This window comes from Stenotrophomonas sp. ISL-67, assembly GCF_018612915.1.
GTDB lineage: Bacteria > Pseudomonadota > Gammaproteobacteria > Xanthomonadales > Xanthomonadaceae > Stenotrophomonas.
The window spans coordinates 339729-361188 of the sequence record NZ_JAGGRL010000002.1; the positions used below are offsets into that span (position 1 = coordinate 339729).

The following is a 21460-nucleotide window of genomic DNA, read 5'->3' on the forward strand; positions in this document are numbered from 1 at the left end:
GGGCCGCTGCCCGTTCCTTCAAGCACCCCGCTACGGCGCCCGGGTGACGCAGTCGTGCGGTTCAGCTTTCGTTGTCGCCCTTGCGTCGCTTGGCACGCGGGTGCGCGGCGTCATACACCTTGGCCAGGTGCTGGAAATCCAGGTGGGTATAGATCTGGGTGGTGGCGATATCGGCATGGCCCAGCAGCTCCTGCACGCCGCGCAGGTCACCGGACGATTCGAGGATATGGCTGGCGAAACTGTGTCGCAGCATGTGCGGGTGCACGTGCTTGAACAGGCCCTGGCGCTGTGCCAGTTGGCGAATGCGGATCTGCACGGCGCGCTGGGTGATGGGGCCGCCCTTGCGTCCGGGGAATACCGGCTGGGCATCGCCCCCGCCGCTTTCCGCACGCCACCCGAGCAGGGCTTCCCGCGCGTGCGAGCCGAACGGCACGCGGCGCTGGCGGTTGCCCTTGCCGAGCACGTTGACCAGGCCGGTGGCGAAGTCCAGGTCGCGCCAGATCAGCGCACACAGTTCGCTCAGGCGCAGGCCGGAGGAATAGAACAGTTCCAGCAGCGCGCGGTCCCGCAGGCCCAGGGGTGCATCGGTGGGCAACTCGACCAGGCGCACCGCTTCGTCGGCATCGAGCACCTGCGGCAGTTTGCGCGGTGCCTTGGGCGCCTTCAGTCCAGCGGCGGGGCTGACCGCGATGCGGTGGTGCTTGAGCAGCCACGCATAGAAGCTGCGGCAGGCCGACAGCCTGCGCTGCAGCGATTTTGGCGCCAGCCCACGGCGATGTTCGGCGGCGATGAACTGGCGCAGCTGCGCGCCATCCAGCGCTTCGGCGTCGCCGTCCTGCTGGGATGCCCAGGCACCAAGCGCATCCAGGTCACGCCGGTAGGCATCGAGCGTGTGCGCCGATGCACGCCGCTCCACCTGCAGGTACCCGAGGAAATCCTGGACGGCGTTCATGCAGGGTCGCGCCGATGCGGTCTCAGGCCGGGTCGAAGCGCTTGAGTGCCACGACCAGCGCTTCGCCCATCATGCGCAGGAACAGCGTACCCATGCCCGGGTAGAAGCGGTTGCCGTCGTGGCTGCCGACCGCGATCAGGCCGACCCCGGGCAGCGGCAGCAGCGCGCTGGACTGCACTTCGTCGACGCGGCCGCCGTACAGTACGGCGTTCTTTTCCGGCTGCAGGCGGCCGCAGATTGGCTCGCCGTCCTTCAGGCAATCGCGGAACGAGGCCAGCAGCGGGTTGCCCTCCTCGATCACCTGCAACCACGGCGCCTGTTCCAGGCCCGGCACCGGGTGCAGCACCACCAGCCGGACCAGGTCGCCGGCGAAATCCTCTTCAAGCGATGCGGCCATCGCGCGCAGCGTGTCGGCTGCGTTGCCCTGTTTCATCAGCGCCAGGGTGAGCTGGTGGGTGCGCACCGCCAGGCGTTCGTTGACCTGCGCGTTGGATGCCAGGTCGGCCAGGCGGCGCGCCAGTTCGCGGTTCTTGTCGCGCAGCACGTCCAGCTGGTAGCTGGCCAGCGATGCGGTGGGACCGTCATCGCGTGGCACCACCAGGGTCAGCGCCAGGTCCGGGAACTGCTTGAGGAACGCCGGGTGCCGGCGCAGCCAGGCGGCAACTTCATGCGCGCCGATCTTCTCGATGGTGTCGCTCATGCGTTCCACTCTCCTTCGAAGACGAATGCGGCCGGGCCGGACATCACCACCTGGGCGTCGTCGGCCGGCCAGCGCAGGCGCAGGTCGCCACCCGGCAGCGACACGGTGGCGTCGCGCTGCAGGCGGCCGCGCTGCATCATCACCACGGCTGCGGCGCAGGCGCCACTGCCGCAGGCCAGCGTTTCGCCGACGCCGCGCTCGAACACGCGCAGGCGCGCATGTTGCGGGTCGATCACCTGCACGAAGCCGACATTGACCGACTGCGGGAAGGTGGCGTGCTGCTGCAGCAGGGGCCCCAGCCGTTCGACCGGGGCCGCATCGACCAGACCGACCTCGATCACCGCGTGCGGGTTACCCATCGACACCGCGCCGAAACGCACGGTATCGCCCTGCAGCGGCAGCAGGTATTCCTCGCGCGCACGGGCAAAGCCCAGCAGCGGCACCTTGTGCGGTTCGAAGCGCGGCACGCCCATGGCCACCGCGTAATGGTCCGCACCAACGCGTTCGATGGCATGGGTAGCCAGCGGGCTGTCGATGTTGAAGTGCTCACCCTGGGCTGCACCATCGCGCACCAGCCAGGCCGCGACACAGCGCGCGCCGTTGCCGCACTGTTCGGACTCCGAACCGTCCGAATTCCAGATGCGGTAGGCCGCGACCGAGCCCTCCGCGCGCGGCGGCTCGATGGTCAGGATCTGGTCGCAGCCCACGCCGGTGTGGCGGTCGGCCAGCTGGGCGGCGAGCGCCGGGGTGGGTGCGGGGGTGCCGTCGCGCAGGTCGAGCACGACGAAGTCGTTGCCGGCGCCATGCATCTTGCTGAAACGCAGCGCGGTGGAGGCGGCCTTACTCATTCCCGTCGTCGGACTTGAGCTGCGGGTCGACCGGATCGGGCGCAACCGGCGGATCGTCGGTGGCGTTGGTGTCTTCCGGCACGGCCTCGGCATCAGCGGCCGGCTCGACGGCCTGCTCTTCCACCGGCACCGGCTTCTGCGGCATCACCAGCGGGCCCTTGTTGCCACAGGCCGAAAGGAACAGCAGCGCCAGCGCTGCCAACGGAATCAGGATGCGATTGCGATGGGGGATGCTCATGGCACGAGTATAGCGGCGAGCGAAAGGACAGGTGTGCCGATTCAATGAACGCCCAGATGGGGCCGGTGCGCCCGGAACGGTGACTGCCGCCGCGGGTAGCGCCGGCCGTTGGCCGGCCCAGGCGGTGCTACGGACGTTACGTTGGCCATCCCACGCGATACTGCTGGCCAACCGTGGGCCGGCCAACGGCCGGCGCTACCGGGGTTGGTGTTCCGGCGGCAACGGTCTGCTCCACAGCCACACGGCTACGACCGCCATGCAGCCGATCGACAGCCATTTCACCCAGGCAACCGGGACGCACCACAGCATGATCCCGGCGCAGACCGCCATGGTCAGGGTAGCCATCCATTTGCCCTTGCGGCTGACCGCGCCGTGCGCCTGCCAGTTGGCGATGGCCGGGCCGAACCGTGGGTGCCGCAGCAGCCAGTTGTGCAGCCGCTCCGAACCGCGCGAGGCGGCCCAGGCCGAGATCAGGATGAATACCGTGGTGGGCAGGCCCGGCACGAAGATGCCGACGATGCCGGTACCCAGGCTCGCATAGGCCAGCAACCACCAGGCCCAACGGAAGCGCACCCGTGGCCGCGCGAGTGGGGCGTCGGAAAGCTCGGGACGTTCGGGCAGGTTCATTGCGTCAGGATAGCGAGGCCCGGCGCCGACCGCGATGGTCGGCGCCGGCACGCAGCGTTACGGCGCGGTATCCACGCCCAGCTGGTCAAGCACGAACGCATACGACTCGGCCAGCTCCAGGTAACGCTGGAAGCGGCCGGACTTGCCGCCGTGGCCGGCCTCCATGTTGGTACGGAACACGATCGGCGCGGTGCCGGTGTTGTCGTCACGCAGGCGCGCCACCCACTTGGCCGGCTCCCAGTACTGCACCTGCGAATCCCACAGGCCGGTACCGACGAACAACGACGGATACGCCTGGCGCTGCACGTTGTCGTACGGCGAGTAGCGCAGCATGTAGTCGTAGTACTCGCGCTGTTCCGGGTTGCCCCACTCGTCGTACTCATTGGTGGTCAGCGGGATGCTGGCGTCGAGCATGGTGGTCACCACGTCCACGAACGGCACCTGCGCCACCATCACCCGGTAATCCTGCGGAGCCTGGTTGGCCACCGCACCCATCAGCAGGCCGCCGGCGCTGCCGCCGGACGCAGCCACCCGGTCCTTGGCGGCATAACCCTGCCGGACCAGTTCGCGGGTGACATCGACGAAGTCGTTGAAGGTGTTCTGCTTCTTGAGCAGCTTGCCGTCCTCGTACCAGGCACGGCCCATTTCCTCGCCGCCGCGGATGTGCGCGATGGCGTAGACCACCCCGCGGTCGAGCAGGCTGACCACGGTCTGGTTGAAGCCCGGATCCATCGACATGCCGTAGCTGCCGTACGCGTACTGGTACAGCGCGCCGGTGCCATCCTTCCTGAATCCATTGCGGTAAACCAGCGACACCGGCACCCTGGCGCCGTCACGCGCGGTCACCCAGACCCGCTCGGTGGTGTACTGCGCCGGGTCGTAGCCGATCACCGGCTGCTGCTTGAGCTGGCGGCGTTCGCCGGTGACGGTGTTGAGCTCGTAGGTGGTGGTCGGCGTGGTCATCGAGGTATAGGCATAGCGCAGCCACGGCGTATCCGCTTCGGGATTGGCGGCCAGCCCCATCGAGTACGCCGGCTCGTCGGCCTTGACGTAGTCCTGGCGCCCATCGGCGTACAGCAGCCGCACCCGCTCCAACGCGTTGGAGCGTTCGGCGATCGCGGTGAAGCCGTCGAACAGTTCGAAGCCTTCCACCAGCACCTTGTCGTCGTGAGCGACCCAGTCGGTCCACTGGCTGCGGGTGGTGGCGTCGGTGGGCGCGGTGACGATCTTGAAGTTCTTCGCGCCGGCATCGTTGGTCCGGATCACCCAGCGCCCGCCGAAATGGTCGGCGTCGTATTCGACATCGCGGGCACGCGGCGCCAGTACCGTGAACTGCTGCGGGTCGGCGGCCGGTGCATGGCGGCTTTCCGAGCTGACCGTGCTGTGCAGGTTGATGGTGATGAAGCGGTCGTCGCGGGTGCGGCCCACGCCCATGTAGAAGCTGTCGTCCTCTTCCTCGTAGACCAGCACGTCGCTGCTGACCGGGGTGCCCAGCACGTGCTTCTTCACCCGCACGGTGAGCAGGGTTTCCGGATCGTTTTCCACATAGAACAGGGTGCGGTTGTCGTCGGCCCAGACCACGTTGGCCGAGACGTTCTCGATGCGGTCGGGCAGCACCTGCCCGGTGCGCAGGTCCTTGAAGCGGATCACGTACTGGCGGCGGCCCACGTCGTCCTCGGCCCAGGCCAGCAGGTGGTTGTCCTGGCTGACGTCGGCATCGCCCACGTCGAAGTAGCCCTTGCCTTCGGCCATCGTGTTGAGGTCGAGCAGGACTTCCTCCGGCGCCTCCATGCTGCCCTTGCGGCGTGCCTGGATCGGGTAATCCTTGCCGGTTTCGTAGCGGCTGTAATACCAGTAGCCACGCTCGCGCGCCGGCACGCTGGCATCATCCTGCTTGATCCGGCCGACGATTTCCTTGTACAGGCGGTCCTGCAGCGGCTTGAGCGGCGCCATCACCTGGTCGGTGTAGGCGTTTTCCGCATTCAGGTAGGCCAGCATGGCCGGTGCTTCGCGCTTGTCGTCGCGCAGCCAGTAGTAATCATCATTGCGGGTGGCACCAAACGGCGCAGTGACCGCATGCGGATGCTTCTCGGCGTCGGGTGGGGTCAGCGCGGGGGCGGCATGCACGGAAGCGGTCATCAGGCTGGCAACCAGAAAAGAGACAGTGGGATTCACGAAATAGGGCTCCTTGCCCGCAATTGCAATGGTGTCCCCCGCAGTCTGGCCGGGCGGTGGCATCGCCGGCAAGCGCCAGGCGTCTTCCTTATCATGGGCGCATGAGCATCCGCACCCCCACGGCCGGTTACAGCCGCCGCAGCCAGGAAATCGAGCCCTTCCACGTGATGTCCCTGCTGGCCCGCGCGCAGGCGCTGGAGCAGGCCGGCCATGATGTGATCCACCTGGAGATCGGCGAGCCGGACTTCACCACCGCCGCGCCCATCGTGCGCGCCGGCCAGGCCGCGCTGGCCGCCGGGCACACCCGCTACACCGCTGCGCGCGGACTGCCTGCATTGCGCGCGGCCATCGCCGGTTTCTACGGGACCCGCTACGACCTGGATCTGGACCCGGAGCGGATCCTGGTTACCCCGGGCGGCTCCGGCGCGCTGCTGCTGGCCAGCAGCCTGCTGGTCGATCCGGACCGCCACTGGCTGCTGGCCGACCCGGGCTACCCGTGCAACCGCCATTTCCTGCGTCTGGTGGAAGGCGCGGCACAGCTGGTGCCAGTGGGGCCGCAGACCGCCTACCAGCTCACTCCGTCGCTGGTGGAAACCCATTGGAACGCCGCCAGCGTCGGCGCGCTGGTCGCCTCACCGGCCAACCCGACCGGCACGGTACTATCGGCGGCGCAGCTGGCCGCTCTGTCGGAGTCGCTGAAAGCGCGCGGCGGGCATCTGGTGGTGGACGAGATCTACCACGGCCTCACCTACGGCATGGACGCGTCCAGCGTGCTGCAGGTGGACGACGCGGCCTTTGTGCTCAACAGCTTCTCCAAGTACTTCGGCATGACCGGCTGGCGGCTGGGCTGGCTGGTGGCTCCGCCGCAGGCCGTACCCGACTTGGAGAAGCTGGCCCAGAACCTGTACATCAGCGCGTCCAGCATCGCCCAGCACGCCGCGCTGGCCTGCTTTGAACCAGACACCATTGCGATCTTCGAACAGCGCCGGCATGCCTTCCAGGCCCGGCGCGATTACCTGCTGCCGGCCCTGCGCGCGCTGGGCTTCCGCATCGAGGTCGAGCCCGAAGGCGCGTTCTATCTCTACTGCGACGTGAGCGGGTTCACCGATGACGCGCAGGCGTTCTGCGCGCATTTCCTGGAAACCGAGCACGTGGCCTTCACCCCGGGGCTGGATTTCGGCCACTACCGTGCCAACCAGCATGTGCGCCTGGCGTATACGCAGGAAATCCCCCGGCTGGAAGAAGCGGTGGCGCGGATTGCGCGGGGTCTGCAATCCCTCCGGTAGCGCCGGCCGTTGGCCGGCCCACGACATCCTGAGGGCCGGCCAACGGCCGGCGCTACCGCGACACGTAAAAAAACGCCGCGCATTACGCGCGGCGTTGAAAAGGGGTGGAGCCAACCAGACGCCCCACCACCCGGAGGAGAAGCTTGCCCGCGCCACGGCGGGCAAGCATCGACGGGTAGCCCCGGCCGTTGGCCGGAAACCGGTTATTTCAACCGTTCCCACAGGAAGCTGTAAGCCAGCGCCGACATGTGCGCGGCCTGTGCATTGTTCGCCGCGCCACCGTGCCCGCCTTCGATGTTCTCGTAGTAGGTCACATCCTTGCCGGCTTCAATCATCTTCGCCGCCATCTTGCGCGCATGGCCCGGGTGGACGCGGTCATCGCGGGTCGAGGTAGTGAACAGCACCGGAGGATACGTCTTCTTCGGGTCGAACAGGTGGTACGGCGAGAAGGTCTGAATGTACGCCCAGTCGGCGGTGTCGGGGTTGCCGTATTCGGCCATCCACGAGGCACCGGCCAGCAGGTGGCTGTAGCGCTTCATGTCCAGCAGCGGCACCTGCACCACCACGGCCCCGAACAGTTCCGGGTACTGGGTGAGCATGTTGCCGGTGAGCAGGCCGCCGTTGCTGCCGCCCTGCACGCCCAGGTGCTTCGGCGAGGTGATGTTGCGGCTGACCAGGTCGCGGGCGACCGCGGCCATGTCCTCGTAGGCCTTGTGCCGGTTCTGCTTCAGCGCCGCCTGGTGCCAGCGCGGGCCGTACTCGCCACCGCCACGGATGTTGGCCACCACGTACACGCCGCCCTTCTCCAGCCAGGCGCGCCCCATGCCACCGGAGTACGACGGCGTCAGCGAGATTTCGAAGCCGCCGTAGCCGTACAGCAGGGTCGGGTTGGACCCGTCCAGCGTCATGTCCTTGGCATGCACCACGAAGTACGGCACACGGGTGCCATCCTTGCTGGTGGCGAAGTGCTGCTCGATCACCTTGCCTTCGGCATCGAAGAACGCCGGCATGGTCTTGAGCACTTCGGGCTGCTTGCCGATCTCGGCCAGCGCCAGCGTGGTCGGGGTCAGGTAATCGGTGACGGTCATCCACACCGCATCGCTTTCATCGGCATCCACCGCGCCCACCGCCACGGTACCGAACGACGGCGCGCCGGTGAAATCGCTCTTCGTCCAGCCCGTTGCGGTGGGGGTCAGCACCTGAAGGCGGCTCTTGACGTCGTCGAGCACGTTGAGCACCAGGTGGTTCTTCGTCCAGCTCGAGCCCGCCAGCGAGGTGGTATCGGTGGGCGCGAACAGCACCTCGAAGTCGCGCTTGCCGGCAATGAAATCGTCCAGCCGGGTCACCAGCAGCGAGCCGGCGGTGTAGGTCTTGCCGCCCACGGTCCAGGGTTCACGCAGCTCCAGCGTGAGCCACTGTTTGCGCAGGCCTTTTTCGGCCGAGTTCGGCGCGTCGATCCTGGTCAGCGTGCCGTCGTCGGCGCGCAGGTACAGCTCGTTGTTGTAGAAGGCCAGCGTGCGGCTGACCAGGTTGCGCTCGAAACCGGGCGTATCGTCGTGCATGGCCGCGATGTACATGTCATCGAGCTTGCCTTCGTACACTACGCTGGCCGCCGACAGCGGCGTGCCGCGCTTCCACAGCTTGGCCACCCGCGGGTAGCCGGAGGTGGTCATGCTGTCCTTGCCGAAATCGGTGTAGACGAACACGGTGTCGCGATCGATCCAGGCGAGCCCGCCCTTGGATTCGGGGCGGAAGAAGCCGTCCTTGATCCAGCTCCGGCTGGCCAGGTCGAACTCACGGGTCACGTCGGCGTCGGCGCCGCCGCGCGACAGCGCGATCAGGCAGCGCGTGTACTCCGGGCGCAGGCACTCGGCACCGTGCCACACCCAGTTCTCGCCTTCGGCCTTGTTCAGTGCGTCCAGGTCGAGCACGGTTTCCCATTTCGGGGCCGGCTTGCGGTACTCCTCCAGCGTGGTGCGGCGCCACAGGCCGCGCTCGTGCTGCTTGTCCTTCCAGAAGTTGTAGTAGTACTCGCCAATCTTCTGCACGCCGGGAATCTTGGCGTCCGAATCGAGCACCTCGCGGATGCTGGCTTCCATCTGCTTGAAGGCCGGGGTCTGGGCCAGGCGGCCTTCGGACTTGGCGTTCTGCTGCTTGACCCAGCCCAGCGATGTGTCGCCGGTGACATCTTCCAGCCACGCGTAGGGATCGGCAGGGGTCTCAGCGGCCATCGCGGCTCCGGCGGCACCAGCGGAGATCAGGCCGGCCATCAGGCAGGCAGAGGCGAGTCGTGACATTGCGGCTCCAGGCGGTCATATCCCCCGGACGCTATCACACGGCCTGCCCCGCTCCCCCGTGTCGAAGGTCAGGGCGCGCACGGCGTGGCGGCATGCGGACCCGGCGCCGGGCCTGTGGACCGCGCCGACGCGGCGCCTGCCGACGCAGTAGTGCGGCCGGCAGCCGGAACCGGTACAAGCTCCACCAGGCCAGGCACGGCATGGCCACCAGCCATAGCGGCAGCCAGCCCAGCCACTCGCTGTAGCCGCGTGCGGCGGGCCAGACCAGCACGACGGCCAGACCCGCCAATGCGACCTGCCGGACCCCGCGCAGGACGCGCGGATCAGGGGTTTCCAAGGCGCGGGATGGGGACGACGGGCGAGCGGAACGACGCGAAGACGACAGGGGCATGACAGGCTCCATGCAAAGGTGATGCGCCACCTTGCCGCGCCCTCATCTCACAGGCTGCGACCTTCGCATTCCCGCCATTGACGTTCTTCCCCGTCCCACCCACCATGCCCGGGCTAGCCACGCTTACCGGGCGCCCGGTACCACCACTGGAGCTTTTCGCCGCATGTCCCTGAACCGCCCGCTTCGCGCTGTCCTGTTGCTGTCGACGCTGTCGCTGTTGTCCGCCTGTGCGTTCGGCGACCGCAAGCCAACGCCGGCGCCGACGGTCAGCACCCCGGCCAGCGCGCCGATCGACCTGCAGCGGTTCATGGGTACCTGGTATGTGATCGGCCGCGTGCCGAACCCGGTCGAACGCGGCCACGTGGCCAGCGTCAACCAGTACAGCCTGCGCGGCGACCAGAAGGTGTCCATCACCTATTCCTTCCGCGACGGCTTCTCCGAGCCGCTGCAGCAGATCACCGTGCGCGCGTCGGTGGACGAGAAGAGCGGCAACCACAACTGGCGTACCTGGTTCTACAAGGTGGTGCCCACCCACACCCGCGTGCTGGAAGTGGCGCCGGACTATTCGTGGGCGATGCTGGGCTACCCCGGCCGCGAAATGGCGTGGATCTTCGCGCGCAAGCCGGACATGGACAAGGACCTGTACAAGGAACTGGCCACCCGGCTGCGCGACGAATACGGGGTCAACACCGACAAGCTCAAGCGCGTGCCGCAGCACCGTGAGCAGGTGGACCGGCTGGGGTATGAGGTTCCGAACGTAAGGTGATCAGGCCGCTACGCGGGGCACAACCCGGCGTTCGATGTCCTGCCAGGTAGACAGGGTCTTGAGGTCGTATTCGGCCTGCAATGCCAGCCATGAAGCGGCGTCACCGCCGAAATGGCGCGACAACCGCGCCGCCGTATCCGCCGTCACCCCCCGGGTTTCATGCACGATGGCATGCAGCCGGGTGGCCGGAACGTCCAAAGCACGCGCGAGCGCGTTGATGCTCAGCTCCAGTGGCACGAGGAACTCCTCCCGCAGGACTTCGCCCGGGTGGATGGCCCTCAATTTGTTGGTTGGGCGGCTCATGGTCGGCATCCTCAGTGGTAATCAACGATTTCGACGTGGCACGGACCTGCATCCGTCCAGATGAAACACACGCGCCATTGGACATTGATGCGGATGCTGAACTGCCCTCGCCGTTCGCCCACCAGCGCTTCAAGCCGGTTGCCTGGCGGATAGCGCAGGAACTGCAGCGTCTGCGCCGCGTCCAGCATCTGCAGCTTCCGTTCGGCAACCGCCTGGATGCTGCGGAACTGGCGTGGGCAATGACCTTCGAACAGGGCAAGCGTCTGGCGGCAGCGGAAGGACTGGATCATTCCGTTTAGCGTATTACGCTAAACGGAATATAACACAGACACGCATCACGCAAGGGCGGATGCCTTTTCACGTCCGCTCAATTGAATCGTTGCATTCGATAGAACCGGCGAACGGATCGCAGCCACGCGACAGAACCATGCCCCGTGCCGATGCGGCGATTTCCCGGCGCGTGGCGACGCGTCACATTGATCGGCGCACGACGGTCAAGGGGCGCGGCGTGGCTCTACGCCGGCCAAGGGCTGGCGGGGGCGATGGTGCTGCGGTAGCGTCGGCCGTTGGCCGGCCCTCGCGTTACTTCCGCGAGTAGCGGGCCACCAGCCAGTCGCCCAGCATCTGCAGCAGTTGGACCAGCACCAGCAGCAGCACCACGGTGACCAGGGCCACGTCGGTGTGCGAGCGCTGGTAGCCATCGCGGAACGCCAGGTCGCCCAGGCCGCCCGAGCCGATCGCACCGCCCATCGCGGTGAAGCCGATCAGCGCGATCACGGTGACCGTGGCACCGGCAATCAGGCCCGGCCGCGCTTCGGGCAGCAGCACCCGGCTGACCAGCTGCCAGGTGGTGGCGCCCATCGCCTGGCTGGCTTCGATCACGCCCCGGTCCACCTCGCGCAGCGCGGTTTCCACCAGGCGTGCATAGAACGGTGCGGCGCCGATCACCAGCGGCACGATCGCACCGCGCACGCCAAGCGAAGTGCCCATCATCCACAGCGTGATCGGAATCAGCACGATCATCAGGATGATGAAGGGTACCGAGCGCAGCAGATTGACCAGCAACGCCAGCCCGCCATACAGCACCGGCTTACGGTGCAGCTGCGGCGAGCCGGTCAGGAACAGCAGCACGCCCAGCGGCAGGCCGATCGCCAGGGTCAGCGGCAGCGAGCCGGCCAGCATCAACAGGGTGTCGAGGGTGGCCTGGCCGATGTCGGCCCACTTGCCGGCGTCGAGATGGCGGAAGAAGCCGCCTGCGGTGGCCAGGATCATCGGCGCAGCTCCTCCAGGTGGACGCCGGCGGCAACGAAGCCGGCCTGCGCGGCCTGCACGTCGCCGCCCACCAGCGATACCGTCAGCTGGCCATACGGGGTGTCCTTGATGCGGTCGATGCGACCGGACAGGATGTTGTAGTCCACGCCGGTTTCGCGGGCGATGCGGCCGAGTACCGGCTCGTAGGTGTCAGTGCCGAGGAAGGTCAGGCGCACGATGCGCCCGGCCACGGCCTCGAAATCCTTGTGCAGCTCGCCTTCGTCGACCTGTTCGGATTCATTGACGAAACGGCGCGTGGTCGGGTGCTGCGGGTGCAGGAACACCTCGGTAACCGGCCCGGTTTCCACCAGGTGCCCGGCATCGAGCACGGCCACGCGGTCGCAGACGCGGCGGATCACGTCCATCTCGTGGGTGATCAGCACGATGGTCAGGCCCAGCTCGCGGTTGATTTTCCCCAGCAGCTTGAGCACCGAGGCGGTGGTCTGCGGATCCAGCGCACTGGTGGCTTCGTCGCACAGCAGGATCTGCGGCCGGGTGGCCAGCGCGCGGGCGATGCCCACGCGCTGCTTCTGGCCGCCGGACAGTTGCGCCGGGTACTTGCTGGCGTGCGCCTCCAGGCCCACGGTATGCAACAGCTCACTGACCCGCGCGTCGATGTCCGCACGCGGGGTGCCGGCCAGCTCCAGCGGGAAGGCCACATTGGCCGCCACCGTGCGCGAAGACAGCAGGTTGAAGTGCTGGAAGATCATGCCTATCTTCCGCCGCAGCGCGCGCAGCCCGTCGCTGTCCAGCGCGGTGACGTCCTCGCCGTTGATCAACAGGCGGCCGCCCGTGGGCTCCTCGAGCCGGTTGATCAGCCGGATCAGGGTCGATTTGCCCGCACCGGAATGGCCGATGATGCCGAATACTTCGCCGGCCTCGATGGTCAGGTCCAGCGGCTGCAGCGCGGCGATCGCGCGGCCGCCGACGGCATAGGATTTGTGCAGGCGCTGGAACTCGATCACTTCGCGGTCAACCGGGGCATCGACGGGAGGGGGCGTGCAGCCTACCAGCGCGGGACGGCCCTGGCCCACGCGGCGGATTGGAATCATATTCCGTTTACTTATAAGGCGGCGTCATCGCCCGCCCAGCAGCCGTCAGGGGTGGTCCAACGGCTGCGGTGCGGTGACCTTGCGGACGCGCTCACGGTGCAACAGGTACAGCCCGGAGGCCACGATGATTGCCGCGCCCAGCCAGGTATAGCCGTCGGGCAGCACGCCCCAGAACAGCAGGTCCCAGCCGATCACCCAGACCAGCCCGGTGTACTCCAGGGGGGCGATCATGGACGCCTCGCCGAGCTGGAAGGCCCGGGTCAGGGCCACCTGCCCGCCCGCCCCGGCCAAGCCCATGCCGGCAATCAGCGCGGCGTGGCCCCAGTGCAGCGGTTGCCAACCGGGAATCGCCAGCAGCCCGGCGCCCAGCGCCAGCAACACCAGGAACCAGACCACCATCGACTGTGGGGTATCGGTGCGAGTCAGCATGCTGACCGTGATCGCGGCCACCGCGTAGGCCGTCGCCGCCAGCAGCACCATCAGCCCGGGAATGGAGATGAAGCCATCCACGCCGGGGCGCAGCACCACCAGTACCCCTACCAGGCCGATGCCGATGGCGATCCAGCGCCGGGGGCCTACGTGTTCACCCAGCAACGGTACCGACAGCGCCGCGATAAGCAGGGGCGCGACGAAATAGATGGTATAGGCGGTGGACAAGGGCAGGCTGCGCAGCGCGAACACGAAGCAGCCGATCATCGCCATGCCCAGCAGGCCGCGCAGCAGGTGCAGGCCCCAACGCACCGGGATCAGCGAGCGCGGGCCGGCGGTGGCCAGCACCCAGACCAGCACGAACGGCAGCGATGCCGCGCCGCGCAGGAAGGTGACCTGCAGGGTCGGGTAGCTGGAGGAGAGCTGCTTCATGCCCGCATCCATCAGCGAGAAGCAGGCCACCGCCATCAGCATCCAGGCGACGGCACGGGAGGGGGAGCGTTGGGTGTTCATGGCCCATTATCGCCGCCCCTGCCGGGACGTGCATGCACGGTTGGTAGAATGGGGGCTTCACCTGCAGGAGATTCCCCATGCCCTCTTTTGACGTCGTTTCCGAAGTCGACATCCACGAACTGACCAATGCAGTCGACCAGGCCAACCGGGAACTGTCCACCCGCTTCGATTTCAAGGGCGTGGACGCGAAATTCGTTCTGGAAGACAGCGTGATCAGCCAATCCGCGCCAACCGACTTCCAGCTGCAGCAGATGACCGACATCCTGCGCCAGCGCCTGACCGCGCGGAAGATCGATGCGGCCTGCCTGGAATTCGGCGACATCGAAACCAACCTCGCCGGCGCGCGCCAGAAGATCACCGTCAAACAGGGGATCGAACAGAAAGTGGCCAAGAAGATCGCCGCGGCGATCAAGGAAGCCAAGCTGAAGGTCGACAGCCAGATCAACGGCGACAAGCTGCGCGTCACCGGCAAGAAGCGCGACGATCTGCAGGACGTGATGGCCCTGCTGAAGAAGGGAACGTTCGAGGTTCCCCTGCAGTTCGACAATTTCCGCGATTGATTCAGCGCGATGGGGCACCCACTGAACATTTGGGTGCTCGTCGGGACGTATCCGGATGATGGCAATCCCGTAACAATTCGTAGCCCCGAAGAGAACGGCAGGAGCCGTTCTCAACATCGCGCAGCGATGGCCCGAAGGGTGACCGCCAGGACGGCGGGCATACCGTTGGTCGGCGACCGCGCGCAAGCGCGGCGCAAGCGTCCGGAGCCGAAAAACGGTCTGGCATGGCCATATGACCGACGTTTAACGGTGGCCGAAGACGTGTGTCAGGCGTTCATGACGCCTGATCGGAAAGCAGCCGGCCAACGGCCGGCGCTACCGATCGCGATCCCATTTCGGGATTCCGGCCGGCAAGCCCCAGTCGGCACACCCCGCAGGCCGACCTACACGCCCGCCCCGGCCAGCCCCCGTACAATCTGCTGCCCAGCCCGCGATACCGCCCGCCATGAATGACACGTCTTTCCCCACCGACACTGCTGCGGACGGCGCTGATCCAATCGCCGAAACTCGCGTCTGGCTGGAACAGATCGTCATCGGCCTGAACCTGTGCCCGTTCGCCAAGGCCGTCTACGTGAAGGACCAGGTGCGCTTCGTGCTCAGCGATGCCACCACCGTGGAAGCGCTGGTGGAAGAGCTGGCCGAAGAACTGGTGCTGCTGCGCGACACCCCGGCCGAGCAGATCGACACCACGCTGATCGTGCATCCGGACGTGCTGACCGATTTCCTGGACTACAACGACTTCCTCGACAACGCCGATGCCGCGATCGAGGCGCTGGACCTGCAGGGCATCCTGCAGGTGGCCAGCTTCCACCCGCAGTATCAGTTCGCCGGGGTCGCGCCGGATGACGTGAGCAACTACACCAACCGCGCGCCCTACCCCACCCTGCACCTGCTGCGCGAAGACAGCGTGGAACGCGCCGTGGCCGCGTTCCCGGATCCGGACGTGATTGTCGAGCGCAACATCAAAACCCTCGACGAGCTGGGCGTGGAAGGCTGGACCCGCCTGCTCGGCCGCAAGGACACCCCCCGGTGCCACTGACCCCGGCCATCACCGACTGGCCCGCGCAGCCGCTGCGCGACCGCGTGGTGATCGTCACCGGTGGCGCGCAGGGCGTGGGGCGCGGGATTGCGCAGGCGGTGCTGGGTGCAGGCGGCAGTGTGATGATCGCCGACCTGGATGCCGACGCCGGCCGCGCCTGCCTGAAGGAATGGGCGCTGCCCGAGCGGGCCGCATTCCAGCGCGCCGACGTGGCCAGCGAGCGCAGTGTGCAGGCGCTGGTGAAGGCCACGCTGAAGCGCTACGGCCGCATCGATGGCCTGGTCAACAATGCCGGTATCGCCAGCGCGCATGGCACCCCGCTGGCGGAGATGACCTTTGCCGAATGGGAACGCCGCCTGTCGAGCCTGCATGGAGCGTTCCTCTGCAGCAGACATGCACTGCCGGCGCTGCGTGCACAGGCAGCGGACAAGACCGGCGGTTCAATCATCAACATCGCCTCCACCCGAGCGTGGCAGTCCGAGCCTGACAGCGAAGCCTATGCGGCGGCGAAGGGCGGCCTGGTCGCGTTCACCCACGCACTGGCGATCAGCAGCGGGCCCGAGGTGCGGGTCAACAGCATCAGCCCGGGCTGGATCACCACCGATGCGTGGCAGGCACCGGCGCGGCGGCGCGCGCCCAAGCTGTCGCGGCGCGACCATGCACAGCATGCGGTGGGCCGGGTCGGCCAGCCCGAAGATATCGGTGCGCTGGCCGTGTTCCTGCTTTCGGACCTGTCCGGGTTCATTACCGGACAGGACCATATCGTCGACGGCGGCATGAGCCGCACGATGATCTACGCGGAATAGCCCACCGACCCTTTGCGCCTGGCGTACCTGTGTGCGTGGTCCGCCAGGATGCTGGATACCCGTTTACCGCCTGGGCCGGCCAACGGCCGGCGCTACCGGCAGGCACGAGGGGGCAACCCGGTAGCGCCGGCCGTTGGCCGGCCCAGGCATCACTCTGCCATGCCGTTATGCCGCAACAGTGCATCCACGTTCGGCGCGCGCCCGCGGAACGCGGCGAAATTCTCCGCAGCGCTGCGGCTGCCACCGCGTGACAACACTTCGTCGCGGAAGCGCTTGCCGGTTTCCGCCACCTGCTCGGGGGCTTCTTCAAACGCCGCATACGCATCGGCGCTGAGCACTTCGGCCCACTTGTAGCTGTAATACCCCGCCGCATAACCACCGGCGAAGATGTGACTGAACTGGTGCGGGAAGCGGTTCCATTCCGGCGGGCGGTTGACCGCCACTTCATCGCGCACGCGCTCAAGCAGCTGCAGTACGTTGTCCTGCACGGGATCGAAGCTGCTGTGCAGCTGCATGTCGAACAGCGCGAATTCCAGCTGGCGCACGGTGAACATGCCGCTCTGGAAGTTGCGGGCGGCCAGCATGCGGTCGAACAGGTCGCGCGGCAGCGGCTCGCCACTGTCGACGTGCGAGGTCATCGCCTGCACGCGATTCCACTCCCAGCAGAAGTTCTCCATGAACTGGCTGGGCAGCTCCACCGCGTCCCACTCCACGCCGTTGATGCCGGCCACGCCGAGCTCGCCGATGCGGGTCAGCAACTGGTGCAGGCCGTGGCCCATTTCATGGAACAGCGTGGTCACTTCGTTGTGGCTGAAGGTCGAGGCCTTGCCATCGGCACCCTTGCCGAAATTGCAGACCAGGTACACCAGCGGCGTCTGCACGCCCTGCGCGGTCTCGCGGCGGTTGCGGCAATCGTCCATCCATGCGCCGCCACGCTTGCCCTCGCGCGCGTAGAGGTCCAGGTAGAACTGGCCGACCAGCGTACCCTGCGCATCCACCACGCGGAAGAAGCGCACGTCCGGGTGCCACACAGGCGCCCGGTCGGGCTGCACCTGCAGGCCGTACAGGCCGTGGATGACGCTGAACAAGCCCTCCAGCACCTTCGGCTCGGTGAAGTACTGCTTCACCTCCTGCTCGGAATAGCTGTAACGCGCCTGTTTCAGTTTTTCAGAGGCAAAAGCGAGGTCCCACGCGTCGAGCGCGGGCAGGCCCAGTTCGTCGCGCGCGAATGCCTCCAGCTCGGCACGGTCGCGCTGCGCATGCGGCTTGGCGCGTGCAGCCAGGTCGCGCAGGAAGCCCACTACCTGCGGCGCGTCTTCTGCCATCTTGGTTTCGATGGAGTACTCGGCGTAGCTGGCGAAACCCAGCAGCCTGGCAAGCTCGGCGCGCAGCGCCAGGATGCGGTCGATGTTCGCGCTGTTGTCCAGCGTGGCGTCGCCAAACTCGGAGGCGCGCAGCGCGTTGGCGCGGTACAGCGCCTCACGCAGTGGGCGGTGTTCGGCGTAGGTCTGCACCGGCAGATAGCACGGCATCTGCAGGGTCAGCTTCCAACCCGGCAGGCCCTCTTTTTCCGCTGCGGCACGGGCAGCAGCCACCACATCATCCGGCAAGCCGGCCAGTTCGCTGCGGTCTTCCACGTGCAGCGACCACGCATCGGTGGCATCCAGCACGTTCTGCGAGAACGTCGCCGACAGCGCCGAGAGCTCCTCGCGGATCGCGCTGTAACGCGCCTTGCCAGCCTCGTCCAGCTCGGCGCCGCCCAGGCGGAAATCGCGCAGCGCGTTGTCCAGCACCTTGCGCCGGGCCGGGTCGTACTGCGCCGCTTCCGGCGCGGCCGCCAGCGCGCGGTACTGGTCGAACAACGCCAGGTTCTGGCCGAGCGCGCTGCCGAAGCGGGTCACCTTCGGCAGGTTGCCGTTGTAGGCCTCGCGCAGCGCCGGCGTGTTGACCACGGCCTGCAGGTGGCTGACCTGGCCCCACGCGCGCCACAGGCGTTCGGTGGCATCGTCCAGTGGTTCAACGAAGGTGGCCCAGCTGACCGGCTGCACGGCTTCGGCCGCCTTCACCACCGCTTCGGCCTGCTCCAACAAGGTGTCGATGGCCGGACCGACATGCTCGGGCTGGATCGCATCGAAACGGGGCAGGCCGGAAAAATCGAGCAGGGGATTGGCAGGGGTCACAGGGGTCTCCAGACAGCGGGGCCGGCAGGCCGGCGTTTCCCACGATATGGCACCGCAACCGCCCCCGCACAAGCCCCGGCGACCACGGGTTCGTGGCCGTTCACCCGCCCGCCGTGCTCAGTACAGGGCGTCGAGCGCGGCGTTGGGTAGTTCCGGCAGGCCCTGCCCGGCCACGGCAGCGGCGATCACCGCGTCGGCCTGCTCCACGTCGATGCCCTGGCGCGGGTACCAGTCCGGGTTGTAGTAGCTGTGCGCGTAGCGCTCGCCGCTGTCGCACAGGATGGTCACGATCGAGCCGCTGCGGCCCGCCGCGCGCATGCGCTCGGCGGCATGCAGCACGCCGATGAAATTGGTGCCGGTGGAGCCGCCGACGCGACGCCCCAACTGGCGGCTGACATGGCGCATGGCGGCCAGGCTCAGCGCATCGGGCACCTTGACCATGGCATCCACGCTGGTCGGGATGAAGCTGGATTCCACCCGTGGCCGGCCAATGCCTTCCACCCGCGAGCCACCGCTGCAGGTCAGTTCGCGCCACGGTTCACCGGCCAGTGCAGCGCGGTAGCCGTCGAAGAACACGGACACTTCCGGGTCCGCGCACAGGATGCGGGTGTCATGCCGGCGGTAGCTGACATAGCGGCCCAGCGTGGCGGCGGTGCCACCGGTGCCCGGGCTGCACACGATCCATTCCGGCACCGGGTGCGGCTCTTCGGCCATCTGCTTGAAGATGGATTCGGCGATGTTGTTGTTGGCGCGCCAGTCGGTGGCGCGCTCGGCGTAGGTGAACTGGTCCATGAAGTGGCCGCCGGTTTCGCGGGCCAGCTTTTCCGAATCGCAGTTCAGGTCGCACGCGCGCTCGACCAGGTGGCAGCGGCCGCCATGGAATTCGATGGCGGCGATTTTTTCCGGCGAGGTGGTGGCCGGCATCACCGCAATGAACGGCAGGCCCAGCAGGCGTGCGAAATAAGCTTCGGACACTGCCGTAGACCCGCTGGAGGCCTCGATCACCGGGCGCCCCTCGCGCAGCCAGCCGTTGGCCAGCGCGTACAGGAACAGCGAACGCGCCAGGCGGTGCTTCAGGCTGCCGGTGGGATGGCTGGATTCGTCCTTGAAGTACAGCTCGATGCCCGGGTGCCCCGGCAGGTCCATCGGAATCAGGTGGGTGTCAGCCGAACGATTGAAATCGGCTTCGATCTTGCGGATGGCGGCAGCCACCCATTCACGTTGCGACATGTCGACGACGGGCCAGGAAGATGCTGCATTCTACGTCGCCTGGCCGCCGCGCCGCTAAAATGAACGGCCAGCCGCGTTGCGCGGCCCCCACAGGATCCCCCATGAGCCTTGCCTCCCTGCAGTCCCAGCCGGGCGTAACCGCCCAGCCGCCGGCCGAAACCGCCGGCTTCGTGTTCAACCACACCATGCTGCGGGTCAAGGACGCCGCCGCCTCGCTGGACTTCTACACCCGCGTGCTCGGCTTCCGCCTGCTCGACCAGCGCGATTTCCCCGAAGCGCAGTTCAGCCTGTACTTCCTGGCCCTGCTGCCGGCCGGCACGCAGATCCCCGAGGGCGACGACGCGCGCCGGCTATGGATGGCCGGCCTTCCGGGCGTGCTCGAACTGACCCACAACCACGGCACCGAAACCCAGCAAGGCCGCGTGTACCACGATGGCAACCAGGACCCGCGCGGCTTTGGCCACATCTGCGTGTCGGTGCCGGACATCCAGGCCGCCTGCAAGCGCTTCGATGACCTGCAGGTGCCCTACCAGAAGCGCCTGGAAGACGGCCGCATGAAGCACCTGGCCTTCATCAAGGACCCGGACGGGTATTGGGTGGAGATCATTTCCAATACGCCGATTGCCTGACCGGCGTCGGGTGGGGTGACGACCAGCCGTCGTCACCTGCCCGGTGGTATACCTGCGCTTCCCTCGACCAAAGGAACCCGCATGGAAACCATGGAACTGCACCGCGGCCGGCTGATCGACCACCTGCAGCTGATCGTGCGCGATCTGCCCGCCAGCCGCCGCTTCTACCAGGCGGTATTCGACACCATCGGCATCCCGATCGCCGGCGAAGGCGATGACTACTTCTGGGCCGATGAGCTGTTCATCTCCACTGCCACCAGCGACGCCGCCGCCGGCGAGCTGACCGGTCGCCACCATCTTGCCTTCCAGGCCCGCGACCGCGCCACCGTCGACGCCTTCCACAAGGCGGCCCTGGCCGCAGGTGGCAAGGACAACGGCGCGCCCGGCGAGCGCCCCTACCACCCGGGCTACTACGCGGCCTTCGCGATCGATCCGGATGGCAACAACATCGAGGTCGTCTTCCACGGCCCGGCCAACTACAGCGCCGAATCGGTAAAGGTCACGTTCTGACTGGGCTGTCCGTTATCGAAGACAGGGGTAGTGCCGGCCGCTGGCCGGCTCCCCCGCGATGCATCAATGCGCGGCCATATAGATGTCCTGCAGCACCGCCTTCTCCATTTCCAGCTCGCTGAGCAGATTCTTGACGATGTCGCCGAGACTGAGGATACCGACCAGCTTGCTGCCTTCGGTCACCATCAGGTGACGGTGGCGCGAGTAGGTCATCAGCGCCATGGCCTGCTTCAGGGTCGCCTCCGGCGAAATGCCTTCGAGGCCCGCCGAGGGAAGACTGGAAATGACCCGCCTGCCCGCCTGCGGACCGTCATCGGCCAGGCTGCGTACGATGTCCTTTTCCGAAATGATCCTGACCGGCGCATCGTCCTTCATCACCACCAGCGCGGCGATCTTGTGCGCGCTCATCTTGTGGGCGGCGGCGCCGATCGTGTCTTCAACGTCGATGGTGACAACGGAATCTTTCTTGGATTGCAGAAGTTCGCGAACGTTCATTCTTGTTCCTGTTGCAGACTGACTAAAGCCACACGCCTTGCGTGGTGGGACCGATTGACGCAGCCAACGGCTGACACCCCGAGAATCGCATCTCGACTAGAACCGACGCTGAATGTCGCAGGC

The 21460-nt window shown here is 67.0% G+C and carries 23 protein-coding genes; 7 read left to right on the top strand and 16 right to left on the bottom strand.

Annotation, left to right across the window (positions count from 1 at the left end; all coding sequences use genetic code 11):
- Window positions 1-61 precede the first annotated feature (61 nt).
- From xerC to J7J08_RS05130, 6 genes are all read right to left on the bottom strand, one after another.
- Entirely contained in the window at window positions 62-952 is an 891-nt protein-coding gene (xerC, locus tag J7J08_RS05105) for a tyrosine recombinase XerC (RefSeq protein WP_214902168.1), read from the bottom strand.
- 22 nt (window positions 953-974) lie between these two features.
- Window positions 975-1652: a DUF484 family protein gene (locus J7J08_RS05110; protein ID WP_214902171.1), complete on the bottom strand. Its 678-nt coding sequence runs from the start codon at window positions 1650-1652 to the stop codon at window positions 975-977.
- Window positions 1649-2500 (bottom strand): diaminopimelate epimerase, encoded by an 852-nt coding sequence (gene dapF, locus J7J08_RS05115; RefSeq protein WP_214902174.1) that lies wholly within the window; start codon window positions 2498-2500, stop codon window positions 1649-1651. Before dapF ends, J7J08_RS05110 begins: the two co-directional genes overlap by 4 nt.
- Window positions 2493-2738, bottom strand: a complete 246-nt coding sequence (locus J7J08_RS05120) for a lipoprotein (protein ID WP_214902178.1) — start codon at window positions 2736-2738, stop codon at window positions 2493-2495. Before J7J08_RS05120 ends, dapF begins: the two co-directional genes overlap by 8 nt.
- Window positions 2739-2933: 195 nt before the next feature.
- On the bottom strand, window positions 2934-3365 hold the full coding sequence (locus J7J08_RS05125) for a YbaN family protein (protein WP_214902181.1): 432 nt from the start codon (window positions 3363-3365) through the stop codon (window positions 2934-2936).
- Window positions 3366-3422: 57 nt separating this feature from the next.
- Window positions 3423-5540: a S9 family peptidase gene (locus J7J08_RS05130; RefSeq protein ID WP_214902183.1), complete on the bottom strand. Its 2118-nt coding sequence runs from the start codon at window positions 5538-5540 to the stop codon at window positions 3423-3425.
- 101 nt (window positions 5541-5641) lie between these two features.
- On the opposite strand from J7J08_RS05130, the gene J7J08_RS05135 reads away from it, so the two are divergent.
- Window positions 5642-6826, top strand: a complete 1185-nt coding sequence (locus tag J7J08_RS05135; protein ID WP_214902186.1) for a pyridoxal phosphate-dependent aminotransferase — start codon at window positions 5642-5644, stop codon at window positions 6824-6826.
- Between the two features lie 203 nt (window positions 6827-7029).
- Here the strand turns inward: J7J08_RS05135 and J7J08_RS05140 are convergent, their stop codons facing one another.
- The gene (locus tag J7J08_RS05140) at window positions 7030-9123 is read right to left on the bottom strand and encodes a prolyl oligopeptidase family serine peptidase (protein WP_214902189.1); all 2094 of its coding nucleotides are present in this window, start codon (window positions 9121-9123) and stop codon (window positions 7030-7032) included.
- 34 nt (window positions 9124-9157) lie between these two features.
- Complete coding sequence (locus J7J08_RS05145; protein ID WP_214902194.1) at window positions 9158-9514, bottom strand: hypothetical protein; 357 nt, start codon at window positions 9512-9514, stop codon at window positions 9158-9160.
- Window positions 9515-9677: 163 nt separating this feature from the next.
- Between J7J08_RS05145 and J7J08_RS05150 the strand changes: the two genes are divergently transcribed.
- Window positions 9678-10280: a lipocalin family protein gene (locus J7J08_RS05150; protein WP_214902198.1), complete on the top strand. Its 603-nt coding sequence runs from the start codon at window positions 9678-9680 to the stop codon at window positions 10278-10280.
- On the opposite strand, the gene J7J08_RS05155 is transcribed toward J7J08_RS05150, so the two are convergent.
- The 5 genes from J7J08_RS05155 to J7J08_RS05175 form a co-directional block, all read right to left on the bottom strand.
- Window positions 10281-10583, bottom strand: coding sequence for a HigA family addiction module antitoxin (locus tag J7J08_RS05155; protein WP_214902201.1), 303 nt, complete (start codon window positions 10581-10583; stop codon window positions 10281-10283).
- Window positions 10584-10594: 11 nt separating this feature from the next.
- Window positions 10595-10873 (bottom strand): type II toxin-antitoxin system RelE/ParE family toxin, encoded by a 279-nt coding sequence (locus J7J08_RS05160; protein ID WP_214902204.1) that lies wholly within the window; start codon window positions 10871-10873, stop codon window positions 10595-10597.
- 292 nt (window positions 10874-11165) lie between these two features.
- Complete coding sequence (locus J7J08_RS05165; RefSeq protein WP_214902207.1) at window positions 11166-11855, bottom strand: methionine ABC transporter permease; 690 nt, start codon at window positions 11853-11855, stop codon at window positions 11166-11168.
- A complete protein-coding gene (locus J7J08_RS05170; protein WP_214902425.1) occupies window positions 11852-12859 on the bottom strand; it encodes a methionine ABC transporter ATP-binding protein in 1008 nt (335 codons plus the stop codon). The genes J7J08_RS05165 and J7J08_RS05170 overlap by 4 nt, the downstream gene beginning before the upstream one ends.
- A gap of 132 nt (window positions 12860-12991) precedes the next feature.
- The gene (locus J7J08_RS05175) at window positions 12992-13888 is read right to left on the bottom strand and encodes a DMT family transporter (protein ID WP_214902210.1); all 897 of its coding nucleotides are present in this window, start codon (window positions 13886-13888) and stop codon (window positions 12992-12994) included.
- Between the two features lie 77 nt (window positions 13889-13965).
- Between J7J08_RS05175 and J7J08_RS05180 the strand changes: the two genes are divergently transcribed.
- The 3 genes from J7J08_RS05180 to J7J08_RS05190 all read left to right on the top strand — a co-directional run bounded on the left by J7J08_RS05180 (window position 13966) and on the right by J7J08_RS05190 (window position 16293).
- The gene (locus J7J08_RS05180; protein ID WP_214902213.1) at window positions 13966-14448 is read left to right on the top strand and encodes a YajQ family cyclic di-GMP-binding protein; all 483 of its coding nucleotides are present in this window, start codon (window positions 13966-13968) and stop codon (window positions 14446-14448) included.
- Window positions 14449-14893: 445 nt separating this feature from the next.
- A complete protein-coding gene (locus J7J08_RS05185; protein WP_214902216.1) occupies window positions 14894-15487 on the top strand; it encodes a DUF1415 domain-containing protein in 594 nt (197 codons plus the stop codon).
- Window positions 15478-16293: an SDR family oxidoreductase gene (locus J7J08_RS05190; protein ID WP_214902218.1), complete on the top strand. Its 816-nt coding sequence runs from the start codon at window positions 15478-15480 to the stop codon at window positions 16291-16293. The genes J7J08_RS05185 and J7J08_RS05190 overlap by 10 nt, the downstream gene beginning before the upstream one ends.
- 149 nt (window positions 16294-16442) lie before the next feature.
- Here J7J08_RS05190 and J7J08_RS05195 read toward each other — a convergent pair whose 3' ends face one another.
- On the bottom strand, window positions 16443-18473 hold the full coding sequence (locus J7J08_RS05195; RefSeq protein ID WP_214902220.1) for a M3 family metallopeptidase: 2031 nt from the start codon (window positions 18471-18473) through the stop codon (window positions 16443-16445).
- Window positions 18474-18590: 117 nt separating this feature from the next.
- Window positions 18591-19703, bottom strand: coding sequence for a PLP-dependent cysteine synthase family protein (locus tag J7J08_RS05200; RefSeq protein WP_214902222.1), 1113 nt, complete (start codon window positions 19701-19703; stop codon window positions 18591-18593).
- 101 nt (window positions 19704-19804) lie between these two features.
- Here J7J08_RS05200 and gloA point away from each other — a divergent pair, with 101 nt between their 5' ends.
- Window positions 19805-20332: a lactoylglutathione lyase gene (gene gloA / locus J7J08_RS05205; protein ID WP_214902224.1), complete on the top strand. Its 528-nt coding sequence runs from the start codon at window positions 19805-19807 to the stop codon at window positions 20330-20332.
- Between the two features lie 81 nt (window positions 20333-20413).
- Entirely contained in the window at window positions 20414-20842 is a 429-nt protein-coding gene (locus J7J08_RS05210; RefSeq protein WP_214902228.1) for a VOC family protein, read from the top strand.
- Between the two features lie 63 nt (window positions 20843-20905).
- On the opposite strand, the gene J7J08_RS05215 is transcribed toward J7J08_RS05210, so the two are convergent.
- On the bottom strand, window positions 20906-21337 hold the full coding sequence (locus tag J7J08_RS05215; RefSeq protein WP_214902231.1) for a CBS domain-containing protein: 432 nt from the start codon (window positions 21335-21337) through the stop codon (window positions 20906-20908).
- Window positions 21338-21460: the final 123 nt, after the last annotated feature.